The following is a 14,901-nucleotide window of genomic DNA, read 5'->3' as shown; positions in this document are numbered from 1 at the left end:
TAATCAATCTGTGTGGGTACTCATCGTGCATATCTTCGTATAAGGAGGTGATCCAGCCCCAGGTTCCCCTAGGGCTACCTTGTTACGACTTCACCCCAGTCATGAACCACAAAGTGGTGAGCGTCCTCCCCGAAAGGTTAAACTACCCACTTCTTTTGCAGCCCACTCCCATGGTGTGACGGGCGGTGTGTACAAGGCCCGGGAACGTATTCACCGTGACATTCTGATTCACGATTACTAGCGATTCCGACTTCATGGAGTCGAGTTGCAGACTCAATCCGGACTACGACGCACTTTTGGGATTCGCTCACTATCGCTAGCTTGCTGCCCTCTGTATGCGCCATTGTAGCACGTGTAGCCCTACTCGTAAGGGCCATGATGACTTGACGTCGTCCCCACCTTCCTCCGGTTTATCACCGGCAGTCTCCTGGAGTTCCCGACATTACTCGCTGGCAAACAAGGATAAGGGTTGCGCTCGTTGCGGGACTTAACCCAACATTTCACAACACGAGCTGACGACAGCCATGCAGCACCTGTCTCAGAGTTCCCGAAGGCACACCTGCGTCTCCGCTGGCTTCTCTGGATGTCAAGAGTAGGTAAGGTTCTTCGCGTTGCATCGAATTAAACCACATGCTCCACCGCTTGTGCGGGCCCCCGTCAATTCATTTGAGTTTTAATCTTGCGACCGTACTCCCCAGGCGGTCTACTTAACGCGTTAGCTCCGAAAGCCACGGCTCAAGGCCACAACCTCCAAGTAGACATCGTTTACGGCGTGGACTACCAGGGTATCTAATCCTGTTTGCTCCCCACGCTTTCGCATCTGAGTGTCAGTATCTGTCCAGGGGGCCGCCTTCGCCACTGGTATTCCTTCAGATCTCTACGCATTTCACCGCTACACCTGAAATTCTACCCCCCTCTACAGTACTCTAGTTCACCAGTTTCAAATGCAGTTCCGAGGTTGAGCCCCGGGCTTTCACATCTGACTTAATGAACCACCTGCATGCGCTTTACGCCCAGTAATTCCGATTAACGCTCGCACCCTCCGTATTACCGCGGCTGCTGGCACGGAGTTAGCCGGTGCTTCTTCTGTTGCTAACGTCAAGAGATAACGCTATTAACGTTACCCCCTTCCTCACAACTGAAAGTACTTTACAACCCGAAGGCCTTCTTCATACACGCGGCATGGCTGCATCAGGCTTTCGCCCATTGTGCAATATTCCCCACTGCTGCCTCCCGTAGGAGTCTGGACCGTGTCTCAGTTCCAGTGTGGCTGATCATCCTCTCAGACCAGCTAGGATCGTCGCCTTGGTGAGCCATTACCTCACCAACTAGCTAATCCCACCTAGGCATATCTTGACGCGAGAGGCCCGAAGGTCCCCCTCTTTGGCCCGTAGGCATTATGCGGTATTAGCCATCGTTTCCAATGGTTATCCCCCACATCAAGGCAATTTCCTAGGCATTACTCACCCGTCCGCCGCTCGACGCCCATTAACGCACCCGAAGGATTGTTAGTGTCGTTTCCGCTCGACTTGCATGTGTTAGGCCTGCCGCCAGCGTTCAATCTGAGCCATGATCAAACTCTTCAATTTAAGATTTTGTGACTCAACGAATACTGACTTCAAAACTAATATTTACCGAAGTAAACATGTAATTCTAAAGCTATTACCATTCCAACAGAATGGTAATGAATTGACTGTGCCGAATAACTACAAGTAGTTAAACGTATTGGTCACTCAGTTCATTGAAATCAATTTTGATTCCGAAGAATCTGTTTTATCTAACGATAAAACGTTTTGATATTCATCAACGAGTGCCCACACAGATTGATAGGTTTAAATTGTTAAAGAGCTTTGCTTTCAGTGCCTTAGCACTCAAGCAGGACGCGTATAATACGCTTTCTACTTTGAAAGTCAACATAAAATACTAAGAAAACTTAGAACTCTATGGTGACTTGTCTATTTAATAGACAAAGTCGAAATTAAAGCCTGGCGATGTCCTACTCTCACATGGGGAAGCCCCACACTACCATCGGCGCTATTGTGTTTCACTTCTGAGTTCGGCATGGAATCAGGTGGGTCCACAATGCTATGGTCGCCAAGCAAATTTTGCTTTTACTTTCAGTTTTTTAAAAACTGAAGGCAAAATAATCTGGAAAACTGATTTAAAAGTCTCTCTTCAAACTCATTCAAGGTCTGGTCTTTCTTTGAGTCCACAAAACCCCTTGGGTGTTGTATGGTTAAGCCTCACGGGCAATTAGTACAGGTTAGCTCAATGCCTCGCAGCACTTACACACCCTGCCTATCAACGTCGTAGTCTACGACAACCCTTTAGGACGCTTATAGCGCCAGGGAAAACTCATCTCAAGGCTCGCTTCCCGCTTAGATGCTTTCAGCGGTTATCGATTCCGAACTTAGCTACCGGGCAATGCCATTGGCATGACAACCCGAACACCAGAGGTTCGTCCACTCCGGTCCTCTCGTACTAGGAGCAGCCCTTTCAATTTTCCAACGCCCACGGCAGATAGGGACCGAACTGTCTCACGACGTTCTAAACCCAGCTCGCGTACCACTTTAAATGGCGAACAGCCATACCCTTGGGACCGACTTCAGCCCCAGGATGTGATGAGCCGACATCGAGGTGCCAAACACCGCCGTCGATATGAACTCTTGGGCGGTATCAGCCTGTTATCCCCGGAGTACCTTTTATCCGTTGAGCGATGGCCCTTCCATTCAGAACCACCGGATCACTATGACCTGCTTTCGCACCTGCTCGAATTGTCATTCTCGCAGTCAAGCGGGCTTATGCCATTGCACTAACCACACGATGTCCAACCGTGTTTAGCCCACCTTCGTGCTCCTCCGTTACTCTTTGGGAGGAGACCGCCCCAGTCAAACTACCCACCAGGCACTGTCCGTAATCCCGATTCAGGGACCAACGTTAGAACATCAAAACTACAAGGGTGGTATTTCAAGGACGACTCCACCACATCTAGCGACGCGGTTTCAAAGTCTCCCACCTATCCTACACATGTAGGTTCAATGTTCAGTGCCAAGCTGTAGTAAAGGTTCACGGGGTCTTTCCGTCTAGCCGCGGGTACACTGCATCTTCACAGCGATTTCAATTTCACTGAGTCTCGGGTGGAGACAGCGTGGCCATCATTACGCCATTCGTGCAGGTCGGAACTTACCCGACAAGGAATTTCGCTACCTTAGGACCGTTATAGTTACGGCCGCCGTTTACCGGGCTTCGATCAAGAGCTTCGACCGAAGTCTAACCCCATCAATTAACCTTCCGGCACCGGGCAGGCGTCACACCGTATACGTCATCTTACGATTTTGCACAGTGCTGTGTTTTTAATAAACAGTTGCAGCCACCTGGTATCTGCGACTCTCGTCTGCTCCATCCGCAAGGGACTTCACTGATAAGAGCGTACCTTCTCCCGAAGTTACGGTACCATTTTGCCTAGTTCCTTCACCCGAGTTCTCTCAAGCGCCTTGGTATTCTCTACCCGACCACCTGTGTCGGTTTGGGGTACGATTCCTTACAATCTGAAGCTTAGAGGCTTTTCCTGGAAGCATGGCATCAATGACTTCACTACCGTAGTAGCTCGACATCGCATCTCAGCGTTAGTAGCGGTCCGGATTTACCTAAACCACCCGCCTACGTACTTGAACCTGGACAACCGTCGCCAGGCCCACCTAGCCTTCTCCGTCCCCCCATCGCAATTGTAAGAAGTACAGGAATATTAACCTGTTTCCCATCGACTACGCCTTTCGGCCTCGCCTTAGAGTCGACTTACCCTGCCCCGATTAACGTTGGACAGGAACCCTTGGTCTTCCGGCGAGGGAGTTTTCACTCCCTTATCGTTACTCATGTCAGCATTCGCACTTCTGATACCTCCAGCAGCCCTTACAGACCACCTTCAACGGCTTACAGAACGCTCCCCTACCCCACATACCCTAAGGTACGTAGCCGCAGCTTCGGTGTATAGCTTAGCCCCGTTACATCTTCCGCGCAGGCCGACTCGACCAGTGAGCTATTACGCTTTCTTTAAATGATGGCTGCTTCTAAGCCAACATCCTGGCTGTCTGAGCCTTCCCACATCGTTTCCCACTTAGCTATACTTTGGGACCTTAGCTGGCGGTCTGGGTTGTTTCCCTCTCCACGACGGACGTTAGCACCCGCCGTGTGTCTCCCGGATAGTACTTACTGGTATTCGGAGTTTGCAAAGGGTTGGTAAGTCGGGATGACCCCCTAGCCTTAACAGTGCTCTACCCCCAGTAGTATTCGTCCGAGGCGCTACCTAAATAGCTTTCGGGGAGAACCAGCTATCTCCAGGTTTGATTGGCCTTTCACCCCTAGCCACAAGTCATCCGCTAATTTTTCAACATTAGTCGGTTCGGTCCTCCAGTTGATGTTACTCAACCTTCAACCTGCCCATGGCTAGATCACCTGGTTTCGGGTCTAATCCTAGCAACTGTACGCCCAGTTAAGACTCGGTTTCCCTACGGCTCCCCTAAACGGTTAACCTTGCTACTAAAATTAAGTCGCTGACCCATTATACAAAAGGTACGCAGTCACACCACGAAGGTGCTCCTACTGCTTGTACGTACACGGTTTCAGGTTCTATTTCACTCCCCTCACAGGGGTTCTTTTCGCCTTTCCCTCACGGTACTGGTTCACTATCGGTCAGTCAGTAGTATTTAGCCTTGGAGGATGGTCCCCCCATATTCAGACAGGATATCACGTGTCCCGCCCTACTCGTTTTCACTGATGATGAGATGTCGATTACGGGGCTATCACCCTTTATTGCGGCACTTTCCAGAGCCTTCATCTGTCTCATTAAAAGCTTAAGGGCTAATCCAATTTCGCTCGCCGCTACTTTCGGAATCTCGGTTGATTTCTCTTCCTCGGGGTACTTAGATGTTTCAGTTCCCCCGGTTTGCCTCCTGTTGCTATGTATTCACAACAGGATACTTACTTATGTAAGTGGGTTTCCCCATTCAGGAATCCCAGACTCAAAAGGTTATTACTACCTAATCTGGGCTTATCGCAAGTTATTACGCCTTTCATCGCCTCTGACTGCCAAGGCATCCACCGTGTACGCTTAGTCACTTAACCATACAACCCGAAAGGGTTTCTATTTGCTTTCACTTTAAAAAGTGAAGACAAATAAGCGTATGGCAACTAACCAAGGTTTTTGGTTGTCATTAAGAAGGGTTAATTCTCAATGACTGTTTGCCGGACTCAATTGTGAATCAATGTAAACATTGATTCGAATACAAGACACTTGAATGTGTTTGTTGTGTTTATACCGTTCTTATTAAATAAGAGCAGATAAACATTGAGAACTTTTAAATTTGATTGAATTACTCGTAAGTAATCAATCAGTCAGCTTTCCAAATTGTTAAAGAGCATAAAGCAAAAAGCTTTAATCAATAACTTACGTTATTAATTAAAGCTCTGGCTTTAACTAAATCTAAACCATCAATCTGTGTGGGTACTCATCGTGCATATCTTCGTATAAGGAGGTGATCCAGCCCCAGGTTCCCCTAGGGCTACCTTGTTACGACTTCACCCCAGTCATGAACCACAAAGTGGTGAGCGTCCTCCCCGAAAGGTTAAACTACCCACTTCTTTTGCAGCCCACTCCCATGGTGTGACGGGCGGTGTGTACAAGGCCCGGGAACGTATTCACCGTGACATTCTGATTCACGATTACTAGCGATTCCGACTTCATGGAGTCGAGTTGCAGACTCCAATCCGGACTACGACGCACTTTTTGGGATTCGCTCACTATCGCTAGCTTGCTGCCCTCTGTATGCGCCATTGTAGCACGTGTGTAGCCCTACTCGTAAGGGCCATGATGACTTGACGTCGTCCCCACCTTCCTCCGGTTTATCACCGGCAGTCTCCTGGAGTTCCCGACATTACTCGCTGGCAAACAAGGATAAGGGTTGCGCTCGTTGCGGGACTTAACCCAACATTTCACAACACGAGCTGACGACAGCCATGCAGCACCTGTCTCAGAGCTCCCGAAGGCACACCTGCGTCTCCGCTGGCTTCTCTGGATGTCAAGAGTAGGTAAGGTTCTTCGCGTTGCATCGAATTAAACCACATGCTCCACCGCTTGTGCGGGCCCCCGTCAATTCATTTGAGTTTTAATCTTGCGACCGTACTCCCCAGGCGGTCTACTTAACGCGTTAGCTCCGAAAGCCACGGCTCAAGGCCACAACCTCCAAGTAGACATCGTTTACGGCGTGGACTACCAGGGTATCTAATCCTGTTTGCTCCCCACGCTTTCGCATCTGAGTGTCAGTATCTGTCCAGGGGGCCGCCTTCGCCACTGGTATTCCTTCAGATCTCTACGCATTTCACCGCTACACCTGAAATTCTACCCCCCTCTACAGTACTCTAGTTCACCAGTTTCAAATGCAGTTCCGAGGTTGAGCCCCGGGCTTTCACATCTGACTTAATGAACCACCTGCATGCGCTTTACGCCCAGTAATTCCGATTAACGCTCGCACCCTCCGTATTACCGCGGCTGCTGGCACGGAGTTAGCCGGTGCTTCTTCTGTTGCTAACGTCAAGAGATAGCGCTATTAACGCTACCCCCTTCCTCACAACTGAAAGTACTTTACAACCCGAAGGCCTTCTTCATACACGCGGCATGGCTGCATCAGGCTTTCGCCCATTGTGCAATATTCCCCACTGCTGCCTCCCGTAGGAGTCTGGACCGTGTCTCAGTTCCAGTGTGGCTGATCATCCTCTCAGACCAGCTAGGATCGTCGCCTTGGTGAGCCATTACCTCACCAACTAGCTAATCCCACCTAGGCATATCTTGACGCGAGAGGCCCGAAGGTCCCCCTCTTTGGCCCGTAGGCATTATGCGGTATTAGCCATCGTTTCCAATGGTTATCCCCCACATCAAGGCAATTTCCTAGGCATTACTCACCCGTCCGCCGCTCGACGCCCATTAACGCACCCGAAGGATTGTTAGTGTCGTTTCCGCTCGACTTGCATGTGTTAGGCCTGCCGCCAGCGTTCAATCTGAGCCATGATCAAACTCTTCAATTTAAGATTTTGTGACTCAACGAATACTGACTTCAAAACTAATATTTACCGAAGTAAACATGTAATTCTAAAGCTATTACCATTCCAACAGAATGGTAATGAATTGACTGTGCCGAATAACTACAAGTAGTTAAACGTATTGGTCACTCAGTTCATTGAAATCAATTTTGATTCCGAAGAATCTGTTTTATCTAACGATAAAACGTTTTGATATTCATCAACGAGTGCCCACACAGATTGATAGGTTTAAATTGTTAAAGAGCTTAACTTCTTGAGCGTTCCTTTTAAGTAGGGAGCCTCTCGAAGTGGACGGCCATTCTAGCGAATTAACATTCAGTGTCAAACACTTTTTGAAAATTAATTTTTTGTCGCTTTCCGTCTTACTGATTCTTGCTGAAGCCTTGTGGCGTCTGCCGTCTCAGTGGTGTCGCATTATAGGGAACCCTCTCAGCTTAGCAACTACTTTTTCATAAAAAATGAATAAATAGGGGTTAACTGCCTAATAGTTCACCTAAACGTAAAAAAGAGAGCATTTCTGCTCTCTTTTTGCTCAAAACCTAAGGGTATTGTTAGATAAATGCGTAAGCATCAGCGTACATATGGTCACGCTTTGCTTCTTTATTCTGAGTAAATAGGTCTCTTGCAGCGCCAGCCATTTCAAAACGACCCGCAATATAGATATCGAAATCAGCTAATGATTCGAAACTTTGCGTGATAGCCTCAAGCACATTACCTGTTTGGCCGTGCCAAATTTCCGGTGCTTCTTCTACTACCGGTACAAAGTGCACATTGCTATGCTTTTCTGCAATGCCAACCAGCTCTTCTTTCGCATACAGCTGGCACTCATCTTTTGCGCCCCAGTATAGGTAGATCTCTTTCGAGCTATTTTGCGCGATGCAGTGATCAAGAATAGAACGCACGTAGCTGAAGCCAGTACCACCAGCAATAAGTAATAGAGGGCGATCGCTTTCTTCTTTGATCCAAGCATCTCCGTGTGGAGCATCAATCGCAATATCGCCATCTTCAGCTTGTGCCTTCTTCATCGCTTCAACCACTTCTAGTGCGTAAGCGTTGTGCTCGGCAGCACCAATGTGCAGCTCAAGCTCACCTTCGTGGCGGCAAGGGCTACTTGCGATAGAGAATGGGCGCTTATCTTTCTCGCCCATTTCAACCATTAGGTACTGGCCCGCTTTAAAAGCGACCGGTGTTTCTGGGTGAAGTAGGATTTGGTAAGTATTACAAGCCAAAGGCTCGATAGACTTCACTTTACATTTAATAGTCATGTTCTTCCTCTTACTAACCCTTAATCGGCAAAGGTTAGAACTAAATTACTTTCTGCAAATGCTTGGCAAGCAAAAATCCAGCCCTGTTGCTGCTCTTTCTCTGTGAGCATGGGTTCAAGGTGGTAACTCACTTGCCCTTCTAATTTTTTGCACATACACATTGCGCATGCGCCAACTTGGCAACGGTTTGGGAAATAGATATCGCTGTTGAGCGCAGCATCCAAGACCGTTTGCCCTTTTTCTACTGTGAAACTGATGTTTTCTGGGTATAAGACTACTTGGTAGCTCATGAAATTCCTAGCTGTTCCCAGATGCTATCAATCTTTTTCACAACATCAGGATCTTTTGTGATTGGTACACCCCACTCACGCAGGCATTCACCTTCCCACTTATTGGTCGCATCGAGGCCCATTTTTGAGTGTCCAGTTTCGTTCTGCAGGAATAACGTATCTCTCGCCGGATCCATTCTGGTCGTTACAGCCCAAATGATGTCATTCCAATCACTCACGTTGACATCACCGTCACACACGATAACAAACTTGTTCTCATCAAATTGAGACCAAACCGCTTCCATGATTTTCTTACCATTACCGGCAGCTTGCTTTTCAATAGACACCACAACCATGCTGGCATTGTCGTTTTGCAAATGAATATCAATAATTTCAGGATGAACCTTGGTTAACTCAGCCAAGCTACCTTCTATATGTTCACTATTTACAGGTGCTGTTTGGACATCTGGTGATAACGCTAACTCTGCGTCCCACTTCTTAGTGATATCTAGACCCATCTTAGAACCCAACCCAACCACAGGTGAGGCAAAATCCAATGAATCGATCGGCGTGTTCTCTATCATCAGGCTATCGCGTGACGGATCCATATGTTCGCACATCGCTGCGGTTACTTGAGACCAATCACGTGCATTCACATCTTCATCACACACCAATACAAATTTGGTGTACATGAATTGGCGTAAGAAAGACCATACACCCATCATCACTCGCTTAGCGTGACCTGGGTATTGCTTCTTCATGGTCACTACTGCCATTCGGTACGAACAACCTTCAGGCGGTAGATAGAAATCTTCAATCTCTGGGAACTGCTTTTGAAGAATAGGCACAAACACTTCATTTAGCGCAACACCCAATACCGCTGGCTCATCAGGTGGACGGCCAGTATAGGTGCTGTGATAGATAGGGTTCTCGCGCATGGTTACATGAGTAATAGTAAACACATGGTGCTTTTCTTTCTCGTTGTAGTAACCAGTATGATCTCCGTAAGGCCCTTCATCTGCGAATTCATTCGGGTCGATGTAACCTTCCATCACGATTTCTGCACTTGCAGGAACTTCTAAGTCGTTGCTGATTGATTTAACGACTTCAGTTTTACTACCACGTAGTAAGCCTGCAAACGCGTACTCAGATAAACTATCCGGCACTGGCGTAACCGCACCAAGAATGGTGGCAGGATCAGCACCAAACGCTACCGATACTGGGAATGGTTTCCCTGGGTTGGTTTCCATCCAATCACGCAGATCCAGCGCTCCACCACGGTGGGCTAACCAACGCATGATGATTTTATTCTTACCGATCTTCTGCTGACGATAGATGCCTAAGTTTTGGCGTTTCTTGTTTGGACCACGAGTAACCGTTAAACCCCATGTTAGCAATGGTGCGACATCGTCAGCCCAACAGCTCATCACGGGAATTTTATCTAGGTCGACGTCATCGCCTTGCCATACCACTTGTTGGCAAGCCGCTTTGCGAAGGCGTTTAGCCGGCATGTTTAAGACTTGCTTAAATACAGGCAGTTTATCAAGAGCGTCTTTAAAACCTTTTGGTGGCTCAGGTTCTTTTAGGTAAGCAAGCAACTTGCCCACTTCACGCAGTTCTTTGACTTCTTGACGCCCCATACCAATAGCAACCCGATTAGGTGTACCAAATAGATTGGTCAAAACGGGCATGTCATAGCCTACTGGATTTTCAAACAAAAGAGCCGGGCCACCAGCACGTAGAGTACGGTCGCTAATCTCGGTCATTTCGTAGTCTGGATCGACTGGGTGAGAAATGCGTTTCAACTGACCAATACTTTCAAGATGGTCGATAAAATCACGTAAATCTTTAAAACTCATAGGACTTCTACATGCTGATTATTCTGCGCTCAGTATATCAAAAAGGGTGACGCTGAGATCCCCCTTTTTAGTGTGGTTATTGAGAGGCAAAATCCACTTTACGGTAATGCTTGCTCGATCAAAGAGCTCTTCACCTGAGGGTTATCATTGACGAGATCTTGCAACCATCGCGTATGACCTTGTTTGGCGAGTTCACGCGCGACTAATGGTGCTTCATCAGCAATCGCCATCCTAGAGACAAGGAACAGCTTCACCTCTTCTGATAACGGGTTAACTTTGGTAAGCAAAGTAATCGCTTCATCTTTCAAACGCGGGTTCTTAGTCGCAGCCATTACTTGTTCAAGTGCGAATGCTTGTTTGGTTTCAGCAAGGCGAACTAGCTCAGCTTGGCTATGATAATCGGCCTTCATTCGCCATAGGATTTTGTATACCTCTGGGTCTTCGCTCACTTGCGCTAATCGAACCACCACCTCAGTAGAAGGTAACCAGCTAACAATAGAAGATGCGGTGAGTTGCTTAGTCAGATAATCAACCGCTTCAGGAGACAAACTGTCTAGCTCTCTAATGAGCAACGCTTCTCGCGTTTGAACTTGATGTTCAGATCCAGATAACCACTCTTTTAGGTCGAGTTCCTGTTTCTCTGCATCTAGCACAAATACCAGTGTCTTCTGATCTTGACGCCATTGTTTAATAAGGCGATTAGCAATTGAAGGGTAATTAAAGGCAGGCACCGTAAACTCATAGCCATCGCCACGCTCTAAGACTTGATAAGTGGGCGTGATAGCAAGTTGCTGCTCGATGAAGATAGACATCTTGGGTGTGAGTACGATTTTTTGCTGTTCAAGCTTCTTCAAGAGTTGGTAACGAGCCACCTCTTGCTGGGGAAATGTCAGGCGCTCAAGCGCAAAGCGTAGCGAATTGACTTCGTCACGTACGACAAGCTCGAGTAGTTCAGCAGTTTTCAGTTTTACTTGATCATTCTCAAGCCAAGACTCTACTGTAAGTGGAGACATCTCGGTGGCATAGCTCATACCAACCGGTGAAAATAACAGTGAAGTAGACAGGAGTAATGATGACAACAGTCCATGTTGCATTTTAACTTCCTTGTAACACTTTTACTCATTCTGCAAGCTGGCGCTACAAAATGCAAATAAAAAGCGCCACCCGAGGGCAGCGCTTATTAAATAATGATCAGCTAATCAATATTACTGACGACGCATTGCGTCAAAGAACTCATCGTTCGTTTTCGTCATTGCTAGCTTGTCGATAAGGAATTCCATTGCGTCAATTTCGCCCATTGGGTGAACAATCTTACGCAGGATCCACATCTTCTGTAGTTCATCGTTCTTGGTAAGAAGCTCTTCACGACGAGTACCAGAGCGGTTGAAATCAATCGCTGGGAATACGCGTTTTTCAGCAATCTTACGGTTAAGGTGCAGTTCCATATTACCTGTACCTTTGAATTCTTCGTAGATAACTTCATCCATCTTAGAACCAGTATCAACCAGTGCTGTTGCGATGATAGTCAAGCTACCGCCTTCTTCTACGTTACGTGCCGCACCGAAGAAACGCTTTGGACGATGTAGAGCATTCGCATCAACACCACCAGTAAGAACTTTACCTGATGAAGGAATCACAGTGTTGTAAGCACGAGCTAGGCGAGTAATAGAATCCAGTAGGATAACTACGTCTTTCTTGTGTTCAACAAGGCGCTTCGCTTTCTCGATAACCATTTCTGCAACTTGTACGTGGCGAGATGCTGGCTCATCGAATGTTGAAGCAACTACTTCGCCTTTAACTAGACGCTGCATTTCTGTTACTTCTTCTGGACGCTCATCGATAAGTAGAACCATTAGTTCACACTCAGGATGGTTACGTGCAATGCTTTGAGCAATGTTTTGCAGAAGCATTGTCTTACCCGCTTTAGGCGGAGCAACAATCAGACCACGCTGACCTTTACCAATTGGAGATGCAAGGTCAAGAATACGAGCCGTAATATCTTCAGTCGCACCATTACCCGCTTCCATCACCATACGTTCGTTAGCGTGAAGAGGAGTAAGGTTTTCGAAAAGAATCTTGTTACGAGCGTTGTCTGGCTTGTCGTAGTTAACCGTGTTTACTTTAAGCAGTGCAAAGTAACGCTCACCGTCTTTAGGTGGACGGATTTTACCGCCAATAGAGTCACCTGTACGTAGGTTAAAACGACGAATTTGGCTTGGTGATACGTAGATATCATCTGGGCCAGCCAGGTATGAACTGTCGGCGCTACGTAGGAAACCAAAACCGTCTTGAAGAATTTCTAGAACACCATCACCAAAGATGTCTTCACCACTTTTTGCATGCGCTTTAAGGATGGAGAAGATAATGTCTTGTTTTCTTAGGCGAGCTTGATTTTCAAGACCTAAGCTTTCGCTAAGTTTAACAAGCTCAGACACAGGTCTGTTCTTCAGTTCAGTAAGATTCATAGTGGTGGAAGTTTGTTTAGTCAAAATAGGATCTGTTTTCTTAAGTTAAGAAGGATTTGGTCACAGGATCGACCAAGAAGAGAAATTCGTTCAATTAACGTGCGATAAATTAGCACTAAAACTAAGACTAGTCCATAGCTTAGAAAAAACAAAACCGCGCATTTGTTAACTGCACGGTTTCTTTTCAAATGCTGACCTGATTATAGGTTAGCGTCTAAGAACTCTTTAAGTTGAGTTTTAGATAATGCACCAACTTTAGTCGCTGCTACGCCGCCATCTTTGAAAAGAAGTAGCGTTGGAATACCGCGAATACCAAACTTTGGTGGAGTACCAGCATTTTGGTCGATATTTAATTTACCGATTGTGAGCTTGCCTTCGTACTCGTCTGCGATTTCATCAAGAATCGGCGCAATCATTTTACATGGACCACACCATTCTGCCCAAAAATCAACAAGAACAGGGCCTGCAGCATTGATTACATCGTTATCAAAACCGTCATCAGTTAGCTGCAAAATCTTATCACTCATCTTCCACTCCAATGTATTTTTTAGAACTGGTTGGATGATAACCAGTAAATAGATGCCCTATTGGAATGTATTTACTTTCGTATTGCAAGCTTAAGCTGATATTCTATAGCAATGAAAAAGACGCATATCACAGAGCAAAAGTTCGCCGACTTGGATTTACTTCCGCAAGTCATTGAAGGATTGGAGAAAAAAGGGTTCGATTATTGTACCCCTATCCAAGCCTTGGCGCTCCCGGTACTGCTCACCGGCCAAGACATTGCAGGCCAGGCCCAAACGGGTACTGGTAAAACGCTTGCGTTTCTTACTGCTACTTTTAACCACCTGCTAAAAACACCTGAGCATGAAGGGCGTAAGCCTAACCAGCCGCGTGCGATTATTATGGCACCAACGCGTGAACTCGCGATTCAGATCTACAACGATGCTGACTCTCTGGTTGAAAGCACAGGTATCAAGGCAGCACTTGCTTACGGTGGCGAAAGCTACGACAAGCAACTAGGTAAAATCGAAGAAGGCGCAGATATCTTAATTGGTACGACTGGCCGCATCATCGATTTCTACAAGCAGAAGGTATTTAACCTTAACCACATTCAAGCTGTTGTTCTTGACGAAGCTGATCGCATGTTCGATCTTGGTTTCATCAAAGACATCCGCTTCTTGTTCCGCCGTATGCCTGAGCCAAAAGATCGCCTGAACATGCTGTTCTCTGCGACATTGTCTTACCGCGTACAAGAGCTAGCGTTCGAACACATGCACAACCCAGAGCATGTTGTTGTTGAGCCAGAGCGTAAAACAGGTCACCGTATTCAGGAAGAGCTGTTCTACCCATCAAACGAACACAAAATGGCACTGCTGCAGACTCTAGTTGAAGAAGAGTGGCCAGAGCGCGCTATCATCTTCGCTAACACTAAGCATAAATGTGAGTCTGTTTGGGGTCACCTAGCTGCAGATGGTCACCGTGTTGGCCTGCTAACTGGCGATGTTCCTCAGAAGAAACGTGAAAAGATTCTTGAGCAATTCACTAAAGGTGATGTTGACCTGCTTGTCGCAACCGACGTTGCAGCACGTGGTCTACACATTCCTCAAGTAACACACGTATTCAACTTCGACCTACCTGATGACTGTGAAGATTACGTTCACCGTATCGGCCGTACCGGTCGTGCTGGTGCAAGTGGTCACTCGATCAGCTTTGCTTGTGAAGATTACGCAATCAACTTGCCACCAATCGAAGAATACATTGAGCACGCTATTCCTGTGTCTGACTACGATGCTTCTGCACTGCTAGAAGATCTACCAGCACCATTGCGCTTACGTACACGTAACCCGCAACAACGTCGCTCAAACAACAATGGCCCACGCAACGGTAACCGTAAACCAAACCAGAACCGTCGCCCACGCCAACCGCGTCATAACAAGGAAGCTTAGTC

The 14,901-nt window shown here is 47.0% G+C and carries 7 protein-coding genes and 4 rRNA genes; 1 reads left to right on the top strand and 10 read right to left on the bottom strand.

Features of this window, described 5'->3' with window-relative positions; translation table 11 throughout:
- Window positions 1-40: 40 nt before the first annotated feature.
- The 10 genes from OCV19_RS00325 to trxA form a co-directional block, all read right to left on the bottom strand.
- Window positions 41-1,589, bottom strand: a 16S ribosomal RNA gene (locus tag OCV19_RS00325).
- 394 nt (window positions 1,590-1,983) lie between these two features.
- Window positions 1,984-2,099, bottom strand: a 5S ribosomal RNA gene (rrf, locus tag OCV19_RS00320).
- Between the two features lie 133 nt (window positions 2,100-2,232).
- Window positions 2,233-5,121, bottom strand: a 23S ribosomal RNA gene (locus OCV19_RS00315).
- A gap of 403 nt (window positions 5,122-5,524) precedes the next feature.
- A 16S ribosomal RNA gene (locus OCV19_RS00310) occupies window positions 5,525-7,077 on the bottom strand.
- Together the 16S, 23S and 5S rRNA genes form the textbook arrangement of a ribosomal RNA operon.
- 566 nt (window positions 7,078-7,643) lie before the next feature.
- Window positions 7,644-8,357, bottom strand: a complete 714-nt coding sequence (gene fre, locus OCV19_RS00305) for an NAD(P)H-flavin reductase (RefSeq protein ID WP_065677113.1) — start codon at window positions 8,355-8,357, stop codon at window positions 7,644-7,646.
- Window positions 8,358-8,377: 20 nt separating this feature from the next.
- The gene (locus tag OCV19_RS00300; protein WP_008224727.1) at window positions 8,378-8,647 is read right to left on the bottom strand and encodes a 2Fe-2S iron-sulfur cluster-binding protein; all 270 of its coding nucleotides are present in this window, start codon (window positions 8,645-8,647) and stop codon (window positions 8,378-8,380) included.
- Entirely contained in the window at window positions 8,644-10,485 is a 1,842-nt protein-coding gene (ubiD, locus tag OCV19_RS00295) for a 4-hydroxy-3-polyprenylbenzoate decarboxylase (protein WP_065677112.1), read from the bottom strand. The genes OCV19_RS00300 and ubiD overlap by 4 nt, the downstream gene beginning before the upstream one ends.
- Window positions 10,486-10,583: 98 nt before the next feature.
- Window positions 10,584-11,579 carry a hypothetical protein gene (locus tag OCV19_RS00290; protein WP_065677111.1) on the bottom strand — a complete coding sequence of 332 codons (996 nt, stop codon included), beginning with the start codon at window positions 11,577-11,579 and terminating at the stop codon, window positions 10,584-10,586.
- A 111-nt stretch (window positions 11,580-11,690) separates the two neighbouring features.
- A complete protein-coding gene (rho, locus tag OCV19_RS00285; protein ID WP_017062978.1) occupies window positions 11,691-12,950 on the bottom strand; it encodes a transcription termination factor Rho in 1,260 nt (419 codons plus the stop codon).
- A gap of 200 nt (window positions 12,951-13,150) precedes the next feature.
- A complete protein-coding gene (gene trxA, locus OCV19_RS00280; RefSeq protein WP_010440700.1) occupies window positions 13,151-13,477 on the bottom strand; it encodes a thioredoxin TrxA in 327 nt (108 codons plus the stop codon).
- A 111-nt stretch (window positions 13,478-13,588) separates the two neighbouring features.
- Here trxA and rhlB point away from each other — a divergent pair, with 111 nt between their 5' ends.
- Window positions 13,589-14,899: an ATP-dependent RNA helicase RhlB gene (gene rhlB / locus OCV19_RS00275; protein ID WP_048610414.1), complete on the top strand. Its 1,311-nt coding sequence runs from the start codon at window positions 13,589-13,591 to the stop codon at window positions 14,897-14,899.
- The last annotated feature ends 2 nt before the right edge of the window (window positions 14,900-14,901 follow it).

It is taken from the genome of Vibrio celticus (genome assembly GCF_024347335.1).
In the GTDB taxonomy this organism is placed as follows: domain Bacteria; phylum Pseudomonadota; class Gammaproteobacteria; order Enterobacterales; family Vibrionaceae; genus Vibrio; species Vibrio celticus.
Note: the sequence above shows the minus strand (reverse complement) of the source record. Positions and strands in the feature narration are given on the sequence as shown.

Excerpts from the sequence above, each read along its gene's own strand:
- fre (WP_065677113.1), bottom strand. The coding sequence starts at position 8,357 with ATGACTATTAAATGTAAAGTGAAGTCTATCGAGCCTTTGGCTTGTAAT.
- OCV19_RS00300 (WP_008224727.1), bottom strand. The coding sequence starts at position 8,647 with ATGAGCTACCAAGTAGTCTTATACCCAGAAAACATCAGTTTCACAGTA.
- ubiD (WP_065677112.1), bottom strand. The coding sequence starts at position 10,485 with ATGAGTTTTAAAGATTTACGTGATTTTATCGACCATCTTGAAAGTATT.
- OCV19_RS00290 (WP_065677111.1), bottom strand. The coding sequence starts at position 11,579 with ATGCAACATGGACTGTTGTCATCATTACTCCTGTCTACTTCACTGTTA.
- rho (WP_017062978.1), bottom strand. The coding sequence starts at position 12,950 with ATGAATCTTACTGAACTGAAGAACAGACCTGTGTCTGAGCTTGTTAAA.
- trxA (WP_010440700.1), bottom strand. The coding sequence starts at position 13,477 with ATGAGTGATAAGATTTTGCAGCTAACTGATGACGGTTTTGATAACGAT.
- rhlB (WP_048610414.1), top strand. The coding sequence starts at position 13,589 with ATGAAAAAGACGCATATCACAGAGCAAAAGTTCGCCGACTTGGATTTA.